Annotated in this window: 14 protein-coding genes and 1 tRNA gene; 6 read left to right on the top strand and 9 right to left on the bottom strand. The window is 58.3% G+C overall.

Annotated elements, in window-relative coordinates; translation table 11 throughout:
• Positions 1-218: 218 nt before the first annotated feature.
• Positions 219-1,100, top strand: coding sequence for a hypothetical protein (locus HF027_RS08085; protein ID WP_168014546.1), 882 nt, complete (start codon positions 219-221; stop codon positions 1,098-1,100).
• 675 nt (positions 1,101-1,775) lie between these two features.
• Here the strand turns inward: HF027_RS08085 and HF027_RS08080 are convergent.
• Positions 1,776-2,162, bottom strand: coding sequence for a hypothetical protein (locus HF027_RS08080; protein WP_168014544.1), 387 nt, complete (start codon positions 2,160-2,162; stop codon positions 1,776-1,778).
• 227 nt (positions 2,163-2,389) lie between these two features.
• Between HF027_RS08080 and HF027_RS08075 the strand changes: the two genes are divergently transcribed.
• Complete coding sequence (locus HF027_RS08075) at positions 2,390-2,968, top strand: recombinase family protein (RefSeq protein WP_168014542.1); 579 nt, start codon at positions 2,390-2,392, stop codon at positions 2,966-2,968.
• Positions 2,969-3,113: 145 nt separating this feature from the next.
• Here HF027_RS08075 and HF027_RS08070 read toward each other — a convergent pair whose 3' ends face one another.
• The 3 genes from HF027_RS08070 to HF027_RS08060 all read right to left on the bottom strand — a co-directional run bounded on the left by HF027_RS08070 (position 3,114) and on the right by HF027_RS08060 (position 5,760).
• Complete coding sequence (locus HF027_RS08070) at positions 3,114-3,689, bottom strand: hypothetical protein (RefSeq protein ID WP_168014540.1); 576 nt, start codon at positions 3,687-3,689, stop codon at positions 3,114-3,116.
• A 177-nt stretch (positions 3,690-3,866) separates the two neighbouring features.
• Positions 3,867-3,956: transfer RNA gene (locus HF027_RS08065), tRNA-Ser, on the bottom strand.
• 94 nt (positions 3,957-4,050) lie between these two features.
• The gene (locus HF027_RS08060) at positions 4,051-5,760 is read right to left on the bottom strand and encodes a potassium/proton antiporter (RefSeq protein WP_168014538.1); all 1,710 of its coding nucleotides are present in this window, start codon (positions 5,758-5,760) and stop codon (positions 4,051-4,053) included.
• A 291-nt stretch (positions 5,761-6,051) separates the two neighbouring features.
• Here HF027_RS08060 and HF027_RS08055 point away from each other — a divergent pair, with 291 nt between their 5' ends.
• Complete coding sequence (locus tag HF027_RS08055; RefSeq protein WP_168014536.1) at positions 6,052-7,143, top strand: ABC transporter substrate-binding protein; 1,092 nt, start codon at positions 6,052-6,054, stop codon at positions 7,141-7,143.
• Between the two features lie 97 nt (positions 7,144-7,240).
• Here the strand turns inward: HF027_RS08055 and HF027_RS08050 are convergent, their stop codons facing one another.
• The 3 genes from HF027_RS08050 to HF027_RS08040 form a co-directional block, all read right to left on the bottom strand.
• The gene (locus HF027_RS08050; RefSeq protein WP_168014534.1) at positions 7,241-8,032 is read right to left on the bottom strand and encodes an alpha/beta fold hydrolase; all 792 of its coding nucleotides are present in this window, start codon (positions 8,030-8,032) and stop codon (positions 7,241-7,243) included.
• Positions 8,033-8,085: 53 nt separating this feature from the next.
• Complete coding sequence (locus HF027_RS08045) at positions 8,086-8,766, bottom strand: 7-cyano-7-deazaguanine/7-aminomethyl-7-deazaguanine transporter (protein WP_168014532.1); 681 nt, start codon at positions 8,764-8,766, stop codon at positions 8,086-8,088.
• A gap of 124 nt (positions 8,767-8,890) precedes the next feature.
• Complete coding sequence (locus HF027_RS08040) at positions 8,891-10,387, bottom strand: alanine/glycine:cation symporter family protein (RefSeq protein ID WP_168014530.1); 1,497 nt, start codon at positions 10,385-10,387, stop codon at positions 8,891-8,893.
• Positions 10,388-10,650: 263 nt separating this feature from the next.
• On the opposite strand from HF027_RS08040, the gene HF027_RS08035 reads away from it, so the two are divergent.
• Positions 10,651-12,243 carry a Na+/H+ antiporter NhaC family protein gene (locus HF027_RS08035; protein WP_168014528.1) on the top strand — a complete coding sequence of 531 codons (1,593 nt, stop codon included), beginning with the start codon at positions 10,651-10,653 and terminating at the stop codon, positions 12,241-12,243.
• Positions 12,244-12,447: 204 nt separating this feature from the next.
• Here the strand turns inward: HF027_RS08035 and HF027_RS08030 are convergent, their stop codons facing one another.
• On the bottom strand, positions 12,448-14,361 hold the full coding sequence (locus HF027_RS08030) for a propionyl-CoA synthetase (protein ID WP_168014526.1): 1,914 nt from the start codon (positions 14,359-14,361) through the stop codon (positions 12,448-12,450).
• A gap of 355 nt (positions 14,362-14,716) precedes the next feature.
• On the opposite strand from HF027_RS08030, the gene HF027_RS15760 reads away from it, so the two are divergent.
• Positions 14,717-14,851 (top strand): hypothetical protein, encoded by a 135-nt coding sequence (locus HF027_RS15760; RefSeq protein WP_280730174.1) that lies wholly within the window; start codon positions 14,717-14,719, stop codon positions 14,849-14,851.
• On the top strand, positions 14,848-15,174 hold the full coding sequence (locus HF027_RS08025; protein WP_168014524.1) for an ArsR/SmtB family transcription factor: 327 nt from the start codon (positions 14,848-14,850) through the stop codon (positions 15,172-15,174). The genes HF027_RS15760 and HF027_RS08025 overlap by 4 nt, the downstream gene beginning before the upstream one ends.
• A gap of 161 nt (positions 15,175-15,335) precedes the next feature.
• Here HF027_RS08025 and sohB read toward each other — a convergent pair whose 3' ends face one another.
• Positions 15,336-16,370: a protease SohB gene (gene sohB, locus HF027_RS08020; RefSeq protein ID WP_168014522.1), complete on the bottom strand. Its 1,035-nt coding sequence runs from the start codon at positions 16,368-16,370 to the stop codon at positions 15,336-15,338.
• Positions 16,371-16,538: the final 168 nt, after the last annotated feature.

Below are 16,538 nucleotides of genomic sequence, written 5' to 3'. Positions count from 1 at the left end.
TACCTTCCTGTGGGCGCATTCCCAGCCAAGCCCATGGACCATAGTGGGCTGTTGTAGAAGACGCCCACACCTCCGCACACGTTGCTCCTGCTGCATACCAATTACGGCCCTCTACAGGGGAGGGAGCCACTTCCCGCGGTTACCACCCACCTGAAGGGGAATATAGCCCACTAGTGGGGGAAACCCTCCGTCAGAGAACTGGTATAGGAGCACGATCCATGTCTTACAACGACACGATTTCATTCGAGGAAGGCCTCCAGCGGGTCCAGGGCGAGCTAGAGGATGGCACATCCTGCCCCCATGAAGAGCCGAGGGAGCTGCCTCTCGACGACATCAAGATGCGGCACTCGGTATTTCAGCCGCGAGAGTTCGACAACCCCGCACGGTCGGAAGATCACGTTCGCGCATTGAGCGAAGCCATCAAGGCGGAGCCATCGAACCGGCTCGATGCAGTGACGGTCTGGTGGAGCGGTAAGCACTGGACCGTTCTGAACGGCCACCACCGATTGCTGGCCTATGGCCGCGTCAGGAAGACCGGCTTCAAACAGCACCAACCGGACGGCAGCAAGACCAGCCAGTGGATGGTGCCCGTTCGCCGCTTCCGGGGGACTCTGCAAGATGCGCTCATCGAAGCCACGCGGACGAACTCGAAGGACCATCTCTCGATGACCAAGGACGAGAAGATGAATCGGGCGTGGCGGCTTACGGTGCTGTACGACGAACTCTCCAAGCGAGCTGTCGCCGGGGCTTGCAAGATCGGCTCCAGAACAGTCGCCAGGATGCGCTCCCAGCTACGGGAGATTCAGGAAGACGAGCCGGACGGTTGGAAGTCGCTGGCCCTGGGGATGTCCTGGCGTGAGGCGCAGCGATACGGCAAGGGTGAGGGGATGGAGTACGACGATTCATGGCAGGAGCGGCAAGCAGCCGAGTGGAGCCGTCGCCTGGGCAAGGCGTTCGGCACCAAGTTCGCGGAGCAGCCAGAAGTCGCCGCGAGGGCGCTCGAACTGTATTCCGAGCGTCTGGCCAAGGAGCTAGGCCCGATCCTCCACGAACCGGAGGAGTTTGAGGAGTCGGAGGAACTGGAAGCGGTCGACTTCTGAAGTAGCTGAGGGTGAGGTGGATCATGGACGATCTAGACATCCCGGTGGGGCTAGTAGCTGTCCGCCCGATGGACTAGTAGGTGGACGGTCAGGCTATGCCTTCCCTGGCTGGTGTACTTGGCACAATGGAGGGTGTGCCATGGCATAGGCAGCGGGGGCGGCAGGGCTACGCAGAACTTCGGCAGCATGGCCCGCTCTCGAAAAATCTGGCTGACCATCAAGGCATTGGCACTGCCGATTTGCTCACATGACGGCGCTTTCAGGGACGCATCGAGGGACCGCCACGGTGGCGCGGCCAGTAGACGCGCCGGGACGTGATCTACCTGTGTTCGCCTGACTCCGTGTGTCCATCCCTGAGCTGGAGGAACGGGACTCCTACCGGCTCAGCCCCAAGCCATTTTGTGGCGAATATGTGAGCCGCTGATTGAGTGTATAAACGGAACGCGCTTCCCCGTACCCGCCCCGAGCTGGCGCATGGTGGGGCTGGAAGTCGATCTTCGGTGTGCCCGCTGGGGGATGAACAACACCGGCACCCATCCCCCATGGCTGAGCGTCAGGGGTGCTTCCCCTCCTTCTCTTGCAACCAGAACTCTTGCATCGCCTGATAGGCTTCACGCTCTACTTCGATAGCCCTCCCCAAGTCGGCGTCATGCGGCAGCGGCCGGAAGGAGGATGCTACTTGCTCAACCTCTCGGCGGGCAGATAGCCAAGCCTGTAGAAGTGGCTGCCACTGGCGGTCCCAATAGGTGAAGGGGCGAGAATCGGGAGACGACACCTTACGGATGATGGAACCATCGTTTTTGAAGGCAATGGCAGAGTCAGGCCTTTCAGGATCATCCCAACGAACTTGTTTTTGAAGGCAATGGCAGAGTCAGGCCTTTCAGGATCATCCCAACGAACTTGAATGCTCCACTGCTGCTGTTGGGTATCACGCGGTCCTCGCTTATATCTGTAATCCTCGACACTGACTGAGCGAATCGGCTCACCAACAACCGTCCCGAAGCCGAAAAGTCTGTGATCAACTCGATCCCCTTCCTCAATTGGGTATGAATCCTGACTCATAGCAGCTCCCTTGGCTTTTCAGCGATTGGCTATAGATGATCACGGATCAGGGATACAGAGCAACATTCAGTTCTGAGCCCAGCCCAATACCACTTGGATCAAAAGGTGTACCTTGTGGCCCATGCTGTGGGCTGGCGCTCAGAGTGGCTCATAGCTGTTGATTTTCAATGATCCATCTCCTACATTGTGAGCCATACTCAATGAGCCACGGTGAAGGAGCAGCCGACATGTCAGCCACCATCGCTTACGTCCGGGTCAGCACCGAGGACCAGTCCACCGACACGCAGCGAGCCACCATCGAGGAACGCCACAAGGTCGACCGCTGGTTTGTCGATGAGGCGACCTCGGGGGCTATCAAGGCGAAGGACAGGAAGGGGCTCGGTGAGCTACTGAGCTATGTCCGCGAGGGCGACACCGTCATCGTCTATGCCATCGACCGTCTGGGGCGTAACACCATCGACGTGCTGGAGACGGTCGAGGCGCTCAACGCCAAGGGAGTGGCGGTGCTGTCGCTCCGTGAGGGCTTCGACATGAGCACGCCGATGGGCAAGGCAATGCTCACCATGCTGTCGGCGATGGCAGAGCTTGAACGCTCGAACATCAAGGAGCGCCAGTTGGCTGGCATCAAGCGGGCCAAGGCTGAGGGGAAGGCCCTCGGCAGGGAGAAGGTCATCATTGATAAGGAAGTGGCTCAGTGGCGCCAGGAGAACAGCGCCAGCATCAAGGCCACGGCGGAACACTTCGACATCTCACCGGCATCTGTGAAGCGGGCCTGTAGGGCAGCGAAGGTGAGTGCCAGCCTTTAATAATGGTCGGCTATCGAAAACCATGATTCGATGTTCTGAACTTATAGGCTTCACCTTTGCGGTGGGGCTTATTTTTTCCTTATGTCAAGCTGCATCAGGAGTTGAACGAAAAGAGGGCGTTGTAGTTTCTGTTGGCTGCAGGTGCTCAAGGTGTTTTCTTGAGTGCAGACATGAGCTTGTCGAGAAGGCAAGAGTGAGCGTCTCTGAACTTACGAGAAGCATCTTCCATTTTCTTGATCTCGCTTTTTGCGTCTTCCTCGTATTCCGACAACTGGTGTACTACCGATCCAAAATCCATCATGGCATCTCGAATCCTGACTGCGTCGTCGTATCCTTCTTCAAAGTAGATTTCGATTGTTGTCAGAAGGGGGAAATGGAAGCCGAACGAAAGATCTATGCCATTTGCCTTTGCTGCCTCGTATGCAGCGTAAGAGCCTTTCTCGCGAAGAGTAACCACAACCTGCACCATGCGGGGGCTCTCATCTTGACGCATCCGATGAAGTTCGGTGATTGCCTCTTCCAGTTTTTGGCGTTGGACCAGGTCGAACCCTGCCTTTGCTGTCGCCCTATAAGCGCCTCTGGCACCTAGCCAAGCGCCGAGAGCCGCTCCTCCCAACGTGGCACCTGCGGCAATGCCAACTTCCACAAGAGAGGTGCTATTACCGTTCGTAGTAGCGAGAGCAGCCTGGCACTGATGCAGTAGGTAGAAGACTGAATCCATGTGGCCATCCTTGGTGTTGGCATCCTGGCTAGAAAGGGCTGATGCCGAGGCTACAGGATAGCGATGATAAGCGAAGGACTAGAAGGCGGCATGTGGTAAACACATGTGGTAAAAAAGCGAAAGGGCATGTTCTCTAAGCTATTGAAAAGCCTCGAAAACATGCCCTTGAAGTCGGGGTGGCGGAGGGACAGGGATTCGAACCCTGGGTAGGTATTAGCCTACGCCGGTTTTCAAGACCGGTGCATTAAACCGCTCTGCCATCCCTCCGGCTTATGGCTGCGTATATTACCAGCCATGATGGATTCGTCAAGAGGCAGTTTGCGATCAAGACGTTACGCCGCTATCACGAAACGCTTCAACCCTAGTAGTAGAGGCGCAGCCCTACCCGGGTGATCTTGTTGCCGCGCATTTCGTTGACCACCCAGTGAAAACCATGCCAATCCACGTCGTCGCCTACTACCGGGTGCCCACCAACTCTCAGCGAAACGTATTCACCAAGCGTCATCTCCTGTTCTCCCGGGCTCAGGGTCAGGCCGTAGGCCTCGGCTACATCCGACATCAAGGCATCGCCGTCCAGGGTAAAGGTACCGAAGAAGGCACGCACTCGAGCCAGGCGCGCGTCCCCATTGAAGAGACGATTGAGTGCCGGAAGATCGTCGTTGCGCCCGATGACGCAAACCACATCGCCTAGCCGCAATCGGGTGCTGCCCTTGGGATGAAGCATTACGTGCTGTCGAAACATTGCCGAGATAAGGGAACCCGAGGGGAAACGCAACAGCCGAATCGGTATGTCATCCAGAGCCTTATCCTCGACATGATAGACGAACATCTCGTAGTCATTCTCCGGTAACACGCCAAGCGGCCCTCGCCGGTGCGGTGTGGCCGTGGCGGGCACTTCGACCTTCATCAAGCGAGCCATCAACGGCAAGGAGCCACCCTGAATCAGCAGCGACAACAGCACCACTGCGAAGGCGATATTGAAGTACAGAGAGGCGTTCTCGACACCACCGATCACCGGGAAAATGGCCAATACGATCGGAACCGCGCCACGTAACCCCACCCAGGCAATAAAACCGACCTCACGCCAGCGAAATTTGAAGAAGGGTTTGATGGCAATCACTACTGCCAGCGGGCGTGCCACAAAGATCAGTGCCAGCGCAACCAAGAGCGACGGCAAGGCAAAATCGAGCAACTCACTGGGATTAACCAGGAGGCCCAGCACCAGAAAGAGCCCGATCTGACTAAGCCACGCCAGTCCATCGTGAACCGGCAGAATATAATCGAGATGGCGTCCAGGCTGATTGCCTATCATGAGGCCCGTCAGATAGATGGCGAGAAAACCACTGCCCCCCAGCCAACTGGTAGCACCGAAGACACAAAAACCCAGCGCCAGCGCCAGCAATGAGTAGAGTCCCGGTGCCAGATCCAGCCACCGCAGCAAGCGGGCAATGCACCATCCGGCGCCCAACCCGATCGCCAGGCCCAACCCGAACTGAGACAGCAGAAAGATCAGCGTACCTGCTATGCCGCCAAGATCACCGACCAGCAATTCAACCAGGGTCAGCGTCAGAAAGATCGCCATCGGGTCGTTGGTGCCGGACTCAATCTCAAGAGTGGCTCCTACCCTTTCATTCAAGTTGATGCCCTGCCCACCCAGCATCGAGAATACGGCGGCAGCATCGGTGGAACCAACGATAGCGCCGACCAGCAGGCCCTGAACAAGGGTCAGATCGAATACCCACATGGCGAGAAGCCCTACCACACCGCTGGTAATGAAGACGCCCAGGGTGGCAAGTGACAGAGCAGGCTTGAAGCCGACTCGGAAGGTTTTGAGGCGGGTTCGCAGGCCACCATCAAGCAGAATCATGGCCAAGGCCAGGTGGCCGATCAAGAAGGCGAGGGAATAATCATCGAACTCGATACCCAGCACCCCTTCCTCGCCTGCCAGCATGCCCAGGCCAAGAAAGATGACCAGAAGCGGGAGGCCAAACAGGGTGGAAAGTCGGCTTGCGAGGATGCTCAAGGCGATCAGGAAGCCACTAAGCAGAAAGAGAGTATTGATGCTATCCATGGTCATCCGCAGTCGAATCGAGCCAGACCGTAGTATGTCATAGTCGCCGTGTAGCAGCGATGCAGGCCCATGGTGTTGGGTGGCTCATTCATGCTCAAGAGGGATAAACTACTACCGTGTTGGCCGATAAACCCAACGCCCCCTCTTTGCCTTGGGAGTCCCTACAAGATGACAAGATGTTCGATGCCGCCAGCATGGCGCACCGCTCGGCTCACGAGGCTGATAGCCACCAGTTTGCTTCTTTCCCTGTTCGCGGCAGCTCCCGGCTGGGCCGAGTCATCTGAGAACCAGATGCAGGAGCAAGCATCGTCACAGACGGGTGAAGCGCCTGCGGAAGTGCCGGCACCATCCAGTTCCGATGAAACATCCAGTGACACGCCACAGACGGGGCCTGAGGAAAAAGGCTCGGCGGTTGGTAGCGAAGAAGCAGAAGCGTTGATCGTCGAAGTCCCCTCAGTGGCTAAGGGCTCGCCCGAGCCCATCGAGCCTCCCCCCACACGCGAATTGCACCTGGTGCTCGACTGGTATCCGTCTCTCCATCATGCCGCTGTGTTGATTGCGAAAGCACACGGTGAACTCAAGCGGCAAGGGGTGTCGTTGACCATCACCTCTCCCGCCGACCCTCGCGTACCGGCTAAGCTGGTGGCCGCCGAGCGGGCCGATCTGGCGATGGGACGCCAACCACAGTTGCATATGCTGATCGACGAGGGCCTGCCGCTGGTGCGTGTCGCCACACTGATCGACACCCCCTTATCGTCCCTGATCGTACGTGAGGATAGTGATATCACTACCTTCACAGACCTTGCGGGCAAGACACTCGGTTATGCCTTCAAAGACAGCATCACCCCCATTCTGGCGTCGATGCTGAATCATCACGGTATGTCACTGAATGACGTCAAGCTCGAGAAGCTAGACTTTGACATGGTGCGCGCGCTCACCGAAAAACGCGTCGATGCAGTCATTGGTGCGCCCCGCAATGTCATCCCAGCACTGCTCGCCCAGGAAGGGGTGCCCAGCCGCCGCTTCCTGGCTGAAGAGCACGGCCTGCCCCTTCATGATGGCTTGATACTGATCGCCAACCGAGACCGCCTCGATGGCAAACGCGACGACATCAAGCATTTTCTCACCGCCCTAGAAGAGGCGACCAACTGGACACTCAATCACCCGGATAAAGCCTGGGCGCTGCTCGTTCAGGAGGAGCCGAGTCTGGATAGCACTGCCAACCGGCAAGCCTGGGAGGCCACTCTGCGGCGCATGGCACCGAGTCCCGGGACGCTGAATGCCGGCCGCTACGATGACTTCGAGAAGTTCCTGGAAGCACACTCCTTCATCGACAAGTCGGCATCGGTCAAACGCCTTGCCGTGGAACCTGGCGCGACATAAACGCTTAGCCTGGCACCTGGTCGACCACTGGTGCTACCTGGGCAGCGTCAAGGCGTTGGACGCTGCCTCACTGGCAACTCGACACCGACAGTGCCTGTCAGGACGTAGAAGGCTGATCCAGTGACTCGATGAAATCAGTAACCGTTCGCTGGAAAGCGCTAGGCTGCTCGGCGTGCAGCCAATGGCCAGCATCCAGCGTCGCGATCTGTGCAGATGGCAGGATGTCCTTCACGGCCGGCAACATGTCATCGCTCACATAATGCGAGCGACCACCGCGGAGTAACAGGCTTGGTCCCTCATAGGCACCCTCCCCGGCCGGCTCGCCGCGGATGTCTTCATAGCCTGCTTCGATGTGATCGAGACCGATACGCCAGCGCATACCACCTGCCTCGTCACGTTCCAGGTTAGTTGCCAGGAACATGCGAATGGGCTTTTCATCGACATGCTTGGCCATCAGGGCATCAACCTCACGGCGGTTAGCGGGGGCATTGGCCTCCACATGCCGCAATGCCTTGAAGATCTCATCATGACCGTGATCGTAAGTCACCGGGGCTATGTCGGCGATGATCAGAGAGGCCACACGCTCGGGCGCCAGCCGCGCCACCGTCATCGCCACCTTGCCACCCATCGAGTGACCCAGAAGATGACATTGGGCGATTTCAAGCCGGTCCAGCGCGGCTAACACGTCCTCTGCCATGGCCTGGTAGGCCATCCCCTCCAGATGCGGAGAGCGCCCATGATTGCGCAGGTCCAGCACCACGACTCGATGCCGACGCTCCCACTGTTTGGCGAGTGACCGCCAGTTGTCGGCACTGCCCAGCAGGCCATGGATCACCACCAATGGCGTGCCTTCACCACCACTATCGAGGGTATGCAGTTCAGCTGTCATGAGATCTCCTGAAAATGAGTGCCGGTGAACATAGATGAGAACGAGCTAACGACTCAGTAGCCTTCGGCCAGCGCTGGATCACGATCGCTTTGGCCTGTCCATGCCATTAAGCGCCGGCTCAGCCAGGCCAGCAACAGGCCGTAAAGAGGCAAGAAGAAAAGCAGACTGATACCGAGCTTGATGGCGTAATCGACCCAGGCAATCTCCGGCCAGTTGGCGGCCATGAAGGCATCAGGACTGTTGTGAAAGGCGATCGAGAAAAAGGCAAAGGTATCCGCCAGATTGCCAAACAGTGTCGATACGGCTGGTGCTACCCACCAGGCACGCAGTCGACGCAACCGGTCGAAGATCTGAATATCCATTAGCTGGCCCAGCACATAGGCCATGAAACTTGCCAGGGCGATACGCCCCACGAACAGGTTCCATTCAGTCAACGCGCCGAATCCAGCGAAACTGCCCTGCGGAAAGATTACCGAGACGACATAGGACACCAGGAGTGCGGGCAACATCACGCGGGCGATGATCATCCGCGCGGGTCCCTTGCCGAATAGTCGTACGGTCAGATCGGTAGCAAGAAAAATGAACGGAAAGCTGAACGCCCCCCAGGTGGTATGGAAGCCAAACAGCGTAAAGGGGAGCTGAACAAGATAGTTACTGGTGGCGATCACGGTAATGTGAAAAGCCATCAGAATGCCCAGACAGCGACGTGTCTGGGCGGGTGTTAACGTAAACATGGGTCGCCTTTTTTGGTAAGCGGAGGGGTGAGGGAACCCTCGAAACACAGAGCGCCACGGCTTAAGCCGTGGCGCTCCTCGTATACGTCAGTATACCTGCTCCCCTGGGGAGGGTGAAACGCGCTTAGTTCGCCTTGCCGGACTTGGGTGTATCGGCGGCAAGCGATGCGTCACGCTCGGGCCAGGCATTGGGGTCGACCTTGCCCGCAAGCTTGGGAAAGCGGCGCGGATCGAAGACAGGCTCGACGCCAGCGCGCAGTTGACGATCGTAATCCTTGAACAGCGCCACGGCGAGCGGCGAAAGCAGCAGAATAGCCACCAGGTTGATCAACGCCATCATGCCCATCGACAGATCGGCGAAACCCCAGATGGCCTTGAGACTGCTCACCGAGCCGATCATCACCATCGCCAGCACCGCCAGGCGGTAGATGAACACCACGGTACGGGCGCGGCGAGGTCCGGCCAGATACTCGATGTTGCTCTCGCCATAGGAGTAGTTGGCAATCACCGAGGTGAAGGCGAACAACAAGATGGCAATGGCAATGAACATGCCGCCCCAGTCACCGACATGAGACGATAGCGCCGCCTGGGTCAGCTGAATGCCATTGGGCGAATCGCCACTGGCCATCATCGGGCCAGAAATGATGATGATGGCCGCCGTGGCGGTACAGATCACCAGCGTATCGAGGAAGACACCCAGCATCTGGATAAAGCCCTGAGCCGCCGGGTGATTCGGTTTGGTGCTGGCGGTAGCGGCCGCGTTCGGCGCCGAGCCCATGCCGGCTTCGTTGGAGAAGAGGCCACGCTTGATGCCTTGCATCATCGCCTGCGCCACGGCATAACCCACGGCGCCGCCAGCGGCCTGCTCGATGCCGAAGGCGCTGCGCAGGATGGTCATGATCGCACCCGGCAGTTCGGGCGCGTTCATTGCCACAACGACCAGCGCCAGCGCCAGGTAGAGCACTGCCATCAGCGGCACAATCAACTCCGCGACCTTGGCGATCGATTTCAGGCCACCGAAGATGATCGGTGTCACCACCGCTACCAAGGCAATACCCACCATCCAGGGCGGTACTTCGAAGGCCTGCTCCATGGCCAGCGCAATGGAGTTGGCCTGGACACTATTGAAGGCAAGGCCGAAGGCGATAATCAGACACACCGAGAAGGCCGTGGCCAACCAGCGGGAACCGAGCCCTCGCTCGATATAATAGGCCGGGCCACCACGGAAGGTTTGGTCCCCGTGGTTGACCTTGTAAGCCTGCGCCAGGGTCGACTCGACAAAGCTTGTTGACATGCCGACAACGGCCGTCATCCACATCCAGAACACGGCACCCGGACCACCGAAGTAGATAGCCACGGCTACCCCTGCCAGGTTGCCGGTGCCCACGCGTGCGGCAAGACTGGTCGACAGCGCCTGGAAGGAGGAAATGCCTTCCCCACCTTCACGAGAACGCCTGAGCAGCTTGAACATGTGGCCGAAATAGCGGAACTGCACGCCACGGGTCATGACAGTAAATAAGAGCCCTGCCCCGATGAGCAGGTATATCAGCACGCTGCCCCAGATCAGGCCGTTACCGGCGCTGACCAAACTGGTGAAAAGGTCAGAAAATGAAGTATCCATGGTAATGCTGGGCACCCTTTGTGAAGTAATTGTCGCCCGACATTCTTCATACAATAGGCTTTTGCGCAAGTATCCCCATGGAATGGGGGTCTTTCACCGTCTTTTTGCCAGGCTTTTACATGATTGCCCGCTATTTCCCTGCCTTACCCCTTTCGCGCCTTTCTCCGACCTTGGCAGTGGGGCATAATCCGCGCCGCCAATGCCCTGCTAGCAATAGCTCTTCATAACCATCGCGCCCTGCGCCCGACACGATACCAATCACCATGGAACTGACCTCGCACGCCACCTCATACCTGTCACTGCTTGCGCCACTGGTGGCTATCGGTCTTGCGGTCCTCACCCGTCACGTTCTTATCTCGTTGGCCGTGGGCAGCATAGTCGGCGCTCTGTTGCTGAATGACATCCAGCCACTGGCCACCGCCGCCGATCTTGTCCGCCGCTTGATTGGCGTCTTCTGGACACTGCCCGAGAGCAGCGATGCCGGCTGGGGAGAGGCGAATAGCTGGAACCTGTCGATTCTGGCCTTCCTGCTGCTGCTGGGGGCCATGGTTGCGATGGTCACGCTATCCGGCGGCACCAGAGCCTTCGGTGAGTGGGCTCGCGAGCATGTCCGCACGCGCCGTGGCGCTCAGCTAACCACGGTGCTGCTTGGCGCGATCATCTTCATCGATGACTACTTCAATAGCCTGGCCGTTGGCAACATCAGCCGACCGCTGACGGATCGCCAAGGCATATCCCGCGCCAAACTGGCTTACCTGATCGATTCCACCGCCGCCCCCATCTGTGTAATCACCCCAATCTCCAGCTGGGGCGCCTATATCATCAGCTTGGTCGGTGGAGTGCTCGCCGCCCATGCGGTGACCGACATCACTGCCCTGCAGGCCTTCCTGGAGATGTCGGCGTTGAATTTCTATGCCATCAGTGCCTTGGTATTGGTTATCTCAAGCGCCTGGCTGGACCTGAACCTCGGTGCCATGCGCCGTCATGCGGACATGGCCCGTAAAGGGGACGTCTTCGATGGCTCACGAGGCGAACCACCGGGCAATTTGACTATCGAAGAAGCCGAGGGCGGTCGAATCCGCGACCTGCTACTGCCGATTCTTACCCTGGTGGCCGCCACCGTGGCGATGATCCTGTATACCGGCGCTTCAGCCCTGAGTGCCGATGGCCAGGCCTTCAACCTGCTCGGCGCCTTCGAACAAACCGATGTCGCCACGTCACTGCTGGCCGGCGGCGCAGTGGCACTGATCGCCACGCTTGCGCTGCTATGGCCTCGCTCAACGGTTCGCCGTCGCGCCGGACTCGCGCTGCTGCGCGGTATTCATAGCATGCTGCCGGCGGTGTATATCCTGGTGCTTGCCTGGCTATTGACCGGCATCATCTCGGACCTGGGCACCGGCGCCTACCTGGCCAGCCTGGTCGAGGGCGTGCTGGCCGCCCAATGGCTGCCGATGCTGCTGTTCGTGCTGGCCGGCATCATGGCGTTCGCCACCGGCACCAGTTGGGGGACCTTCGGCATCATGCTGCCCATCGCTGGCGACATGGCTGCCGCAACAGACATCGCCATGCTGCTGCCCATGATGGGGGCGGTTCTGGCTGGCGCCGTCTTCGGTGATCATTGCTCGCCAATCTCCGATACGACCATCCTCTCCTCCACCGGTGCTGCCTGCCATCACATCGATCATGTGCTCACCCAGCTGCCCTATGCCGGTCTGGGTGCCCTCTCGACCCTTGCCGGCTATCTGACACTGGGGCTCACTGGCTCGGGGCCTCTCGGCTTGATGGTGACACTGGCAGTTCTGGCGCTCGCCGTCGCCTGGCAACACCGCCTCCAACCTAGCCAACCAGGAGCCTAGACGCCAGGCTGGTCTCGCCAAGTGTTAGTCAAGTACGCACGTGACGGCTAGACGACCCACCCAAATACAAGGCACAGCATTGCGCGAGAGAATATAAAAAGAGGCCACCTTACTCATCAAGGTGGCCTCCTCTTTTTGTGGCTTTAGTGGCAAGCCTTGTAAATCGCGAGTCCTGGCATGATGTCGCCATGCAAGCCGGGAGCGTCAGTCCAACGGCTGAGCTTCATTTGCCAAGCCAAGGTCGCGGTCGCACATCAAGTCGTGGACTTCCTGCAAGCTGGTCGGGTCATCGATGGTTGAGGGAATCGCGAACTCTTTCCCGTCGGCAATCGTGCGCAAAAGCTTGCGCAGAATTTTCCCCGACCGCGTCTTGGGCAGGCGGTTGACCACCAGGACCTGCTTGAGGCTGGCGATGGCGCCAATCCGCTCGCGAACCAGGGAGACCAGCTCACTTTCTAGCTTAGGCTCGTCACCATCAAAGCCATCCTTGGGAATGACCAGGCCGACTGGTACCTGTCCTTTTAGCGCATCGTGTATGCCAATTACCGCGCACTCGGCTACCGCCGGGTGCCCACCGAGAACCTCTTCCATTTCGCCGGTGGAAAGCCGGTGCCCAGCCACGTTGATGACATCATCGGTGCGCCCCATGATGAAAAGATATCCCTCGTCATCGAAGTGGCCACCGTCACCGGTCAGGTAACACCCCGGAAAGGCTGACATATAGGCCTGCTGGAAACGAACCGGGTCGCCCCATATCCCGGCCAAACAACCAGGCGGCATGGGTTCGCGAATCACCACACTGCCCTCTTCACCTGCAGGAACCGGCTCACCATCCCGTCCCAGAACCTGGACATTGAAACCGGGGACCGGAAAAGTCGCCGAACCGGCCTTGCTGGGCATAGGCTCCAAGCCCTGAAGATTGGCGGCAATTGCCCAGCCGGTCTCGGTCTGCCACCAGTGATCAATCACAGGCACATTCAGCAGATCGTTCAGCCAATGATAGGTCGGGGGGTCGAGACGCTCACCGGCAAGAAACAGCGTTTTAAGGCAGGAAATATCGTACTTCTCAAGCCACTTGCCGTCCGGATCCTCCTTCTTTATTGCTCTGAAGGCCGTAGGTGCAGTAAAGAAGGTTTTGACACCGTACTCGGCGATCAAGCGCCAAAAAGCACCGGCATCCGGTGTGCGTACAGGCTTGCCCTCATAGACCAACGTGGTGCAGCCACGTAGTAGCGGGGCATAGACGATGTAGGAATGCCCCACTACCCAGCCGACATCCGATGCCGAGAAGAACACCTCACCGGGTGCCATGTCATAGATGACATCCATGGAATAGTGCAACGCCACGGCATGCCCGCCATTGTCTCTCACCACCCCCTTCGGTTTGCCGGTAGTGCCAGACGTATAGAGTATATACAGCGGGTCAGTGGCCTTGACGGGCACACAAGCGGCCGGTTCAGCCTTGGCGACGAGCTCTGCCCAGTCATGATCCCGCTCCCCCATCTCGCCGCGAGCCTGATCACGTTGAAGAATCACGCAGCCTTCGGGCTGGTGGCGGCTCTGCATCAGTGCTTCATCCAGCATCGGCTTATAGGGAATGATGCGATCGACCTCGATCCCGCAAGAGGCGGCAATCACTACCTTGGGCTCGGCATCGTCGATGCGCATGGCAAGCTCGTGAGGGGCAAAGCCACCAAACACGACGGAATGAACGGCACCGAGTCGTGCACATGCGTACATCGCCACCAACGCTTCAGGCACCATGGGCATGTAGATCACCACACGATCACCCTTGCTAACCCCCATCGTCGCCAGCGCACCGGCAAACACCGCTACCTCATCACGCAGTTCACGATAGCTCAGGCGTCGACGCTGCCCCGTGACGGGGGAGTCCCAAAGCACGGCAGCCTGTTGTCCGCGGCCCTGATCGACGTGATGATCCAGGGCGGCATGGCAGGTATTCATCTCACCATCGACGAACCAGCGCGCATGCCCCTGCTCGTCATAGTCGAGAATGGTCGCCGGCGGCGTGAACCAGGGAATGCGCTGGGCCTGTTCGGCCCAGAAGGATTCAGGCTGATCGATGGCATGGCGATAGGTGTCGTGATAGCGGCTCATGGCAGTACCTTAAGTGGAAATGAGCATCTTGGACCTCGATGCGGGTGCAACCCTTGGCGGCCTCCGCACAAACGATTGTTGACACTCTAGAGGTTTTCTCAGGTTTTTCTCTGCGACAATGGGCTAACCATCAACCTAACCGCCAATATTGTTGACAACGATCAAGCTTCCCGTATATCAGCCAGACCTCACGAGCGACCTATCAGACGTTGATACTGCGTTGGTCTTAAATGATTCATGCTTGCAGTGTTAATAAAACTTTACTAAACCGATATAAAAGATTCGCTTAATGAAGCGAGTAGTATCCGTCCGATTGCCCTGTAGGCAGTATCTCATCAGTCCGACGAGCATCGTGATGACAGACACAACGTGGTGCCGGCAATCAGCCAAGGAGGGTGATGCTCGCGCATTTCCCTACCCGGCGTGTTTTGCCTTCAACACTGACCTTCAGGCAAGCGCACGCCAGAACCGTCAGGAGACCACTTCATGAGCTCGCGCCAATCCGCCATTCAACTGCTCGAAGCCGGAGATCCTGTCCTGAGCACCGCGACATCGTTGCTCAAGGCTATGGCGAATGAAAACCGGCTTCGCATTCTGTGCCTGCTAGATGAGGCTGAACTTTCTGTTTCCGAGCTCAACGCGCGTCTGAGTCTCAGCCAATCTGCCCTGTCACAGCATTTGGCCATTCTTCGCCGGGAAGGCATGGTCACCACCCGGCGCGCGTCTCAAACCATTTATTACTCGCTGAAGGGTGACCAGGCGAGGGGCATCATCGACGCCATCAGCCGTCTATACCTGAACCAGTCGAATTGATCCTCCCTCCCCATCGATACAACGACAAACGCCTCGAGAGTTGCCTCGAGGCGCTTGCTTGCAGGGCATCAGCGTATTGCCCAGCTGTGATCATGGACGTTGCCTGGCACACATGAACCTGTGGGCTCTTCAGCGCAGCGTGCCTGGCCAGGAGCAAAGACCTAGCGCTTGAGCCACCGACTGGCGTCAACGGCTTCCAGCATACGGGTCATGCCCCGCTCGATGCCCGCTGACAGGGAAAGCCCCAGGCGTTCTGGCAGCCCTTTCTGTGCTTCCAGGCGCACGGTCAGCACTCGAGCACTCTGCATACGCTTCAGGAGGTAGGCATCGCTGGTCATGACCTCGTCGGCCAAGCCCTTCTCGATGGCATCTTGCCCATACCATATTTCACCAGTAGCCAACTGTTCGATATCCATCGACGGACGCCGCTCGCTGATATGGCGCTTGAAGAGGTCATGAGTATGCTCGATATCGGCAAGGAACTTATCGCGCCCCTCTTCGGTATTTTCGCCAAGCACCGTAAGTGTTCGCTTGTAGCGCCCGGCAGTCAGGACCTCGACATCGACATCATGGCGCTTGAGCAGGCGGTGAACATTGGGCACCTGCGCCACCACCCCTATCGAGCCCAGCACGGCGAAGGGCGCGACCTGAAGGCGATCCGCACAACAGGCCATCATGTAACCACCGCTAGCGGCCACCTTGTCGACACAAATCCGGGTACTGATGCCAGCTTCACGTAACCGGTCGAGTTGGGCGGCCGCAAGGCCATAGGCATGCACCAGGCCACCTGCAGATTCGAGTCGCACCACCACTTCATCGCCCTCGGTCACGACGTCCAGCAACGCCGAAATCTCCTCCGCAAGGTGCGCCGTACCCGAGGCCTTGAGATCACCATGGAAGTCGATCACCCAGACACTGCTTCGCCCGGACTTATCGCCACCGTGCTTTTGTGCCTGCTTGTCATCGCGGCGAAAGATCTTGAGCAACCGTTTACGGCCTGACGGCTCGGTCGCCGCCAGTTTCAGGCGACGCACCCGCTTGCGCTGGCGAAGGTTGAGCTCCTCAATGCGAAGCTGTGCGGGTGTTTCTCCCTGCCCACGACCTTTCGTGATGAGAACGATGATGACACCCAACACCGCCAACACCGTAAGGGCCTGAGCCAAGAACATCGTATAGTCCAATATCCAATCGTTCACTACTGTCTCCTTGGGTGAGCGCGTTCTCGAACCTGCCGATTCCATCATCCTGCCGACAAACGGAAAAGCTTTTCGGCAGGATGATTCTATAAAGTCTTGATCAAAACATTCGTTTTAAATAGCCTCAGTCGGGATAGAGGCTATCAATGCCCTCGACTTTTTCCTTCG

The organism is Halomonas salinarum (assembly GCF_012062845.1).
Classification (GTDB): Bacteria; Pseudomonadota; Gammaproteobacteria; order Pseudomonadales; family Halomonadaceae; genus Onishia; species Onishia salinarum.
The sequence above is the reverse complement of the archived record's forward strand: the minus strand, read 5'-3'. Positions and strand labels throughout refer to the sequence as shown.

Coding starts and splice junctions, on each gene's coding strand:
- HF027_RS08040 (WP_168014530.1), bottom strand. CDS start 10,387: ATGGATACTTCATTTTCTGACCTTTTCACCAGTTTGGTCAGCGCCGGT.
- HF027_RS08060 (WP_168014538.1), bottom strand. CDS start 5,760: ATGGATAGCATCAATACTCTCTTTCTGCTTAGTGGCTTCCTGATCGCC.
- HF027_RS15760 (WP_280730174.1), top strand. CDS start 14,717: ATGACAGACACAACGTGGTGCCGGCAATCAGCCAAGGAGGGTGATGCT.
- HF027_RS08055 (WP_168014536.1), top strand. CDS start 6,052: ATGCAGGAGCAAGCATCGTCACAGACGGGTGAAGCGCCTGCGGAAGTG.
- HF027_RS08045 (WP_168014532.1), bottom strand. CDS start 8,766: ATGTTTACGTTAACACCCGCCCAGACACGTCGCTGTCTGGGCATTCTG.
- HF027_RS08050 (WP_168014534.1), bottom strand. CDS start 8,032: ATGACAGCTGAACTGCATACCCTCGATAGTGGTGGTGAAGGCACGCCA.
- HF027_RS08035 (WP_168014528.1), top strand. CDS start 10,651: ATGGAACTGACCTCGCACGCCACCTCATACCTGTCACTGCTTGCGCCA.
- HF027_RS08085 (WP_168014546.1), top strand. CDS start 219: ATGTCTTACAACGACACGATTTCATTCGAGGAAGGCCTCCAGCGGGTC.
- HF027_RS08030 (WP_168014526.1), bottom strand. CDS start 14,361: ATGAGCCGCTATCACGACACCTATCGCCATGCCATCGATCAGCCTGAA.
- HF027_RS08075 (WP_168014542.1), top strand. CDS start 2,390: ATGTCAGCCACCATCGCTTACGTCCGGGTCAGCACCGAGGACCAGTCC.
- HF027_RS08080 (WP_168014544.1), bottom strand. CDS start 2,162: ATGAGTCAGGATTCATACCCAATTGAGGAAGGGGATCGAGTTGATCAC.
- HF027_RS08070 (WP_168014540.1), bottom strand. CDS start 3,689: ATGGATTCAGTCTTCTACCTACTGCATCAGTGCCAGGCTGCTCTCGCT.
- HF027_RS08025 (WP_168014524.1), top strand. CDS start 14,848: ATGAGCTCGCGCCAATCCGCCATTCAACTGCTCGAAGCCGGAGATCCT.